Genomic DNA, 639 nt, shown 5'->3' with positions numbered 1-639 from the left:
CGGGTGTGGGGATTGCTACCGCAGTGGTGGTGGTGGGTCTGAGCAAAGTGCTGTGGAGAAAGCCCAGCCGACAAAGGGTGAGCATCCGGCAGATGGAGCGGGATCTGAAACAATTGCAGCGCAGCCTGACCACAACCCTGGCCAGTCGCAAGCAACTGGAACGGCGGTACGACGAAATTTTGCAAAAGGCCGAAGATTGGTTTGTCAGAGCTGAGAAAGCCAGCCAACAGAACCAAGATGACCTTGCCCGCGAGGCTTTGGTCCGGCGCAACCAGCACATGAGCGCAGCAGAAGCGGTTCGCAAATCTTTGGATGAAGTTGAAGCGCAGGTGGCAACCCTTCGCGAAGGCATTTCCCGCCTAGAAAGCCAGATCTCGATGGCCAAGCTGGAGCGGGAGATGAACAACTGACGCCAACGCGATCCAGCCCAACTCTTCCTTGGGAAAGGGGATCCCCGGATCCCCACAGTCGGGCTAAGGCAAGGACGGGGGCAGACTTTGCAGGATGGTGCGGACAACTGCTGCTGAGTTGAGCGCTGCTGTTTGAAAAAAGCTCAAGAAATCCGTATCGTCCCCTGCATCGCTAACCGAGCGCACCAGCAAACAAGGGATCCCGGCTTCTTGCGCTACTCGCACCACG

Annotated in this window: 2 protein-coding genes; one reads left to right on the top strand and one right to left on the bottom strand. The window is 57.6% G+C overall.

Going from position 1 to position 639, the window contains the following annotated elements; genetic code table 11:
• Positions 1 to 410 (top strand): PspA/IM30 family protein (locus NW837_RS13475; protein ID WP_414332133.1); only part of this gene is annotated, 410 nt, incomplete at its 5' end.
• 63 nt (positions 411 to 473) lie between these two features.
• On the opposite strand, the gene NW837_RS13470 is transcribed toward NW837_RS13475, so the two are convergent.
• Entirely contained in the window at positions 474 to 635 is a 162-nt protein-coding gene (locus NW837_RS13470) for a hypothetical protein (protein WP_414332134.1), read from the bottom strand.
• Positions 636 to 639: the final 4 nt, after the last annotated feature.

The organism is Synechococcus sp. R6-10, assembly GCF_047461815.1.
Classification (GTDB): Bacteria; Cyanobacteriota; Cyanobacteriia; order Thermostichales; family Thermostichaceae; genus Thermostichus.
This window is presented reverse-complemented; position numbering and strand designations above follow the sequence as displayed.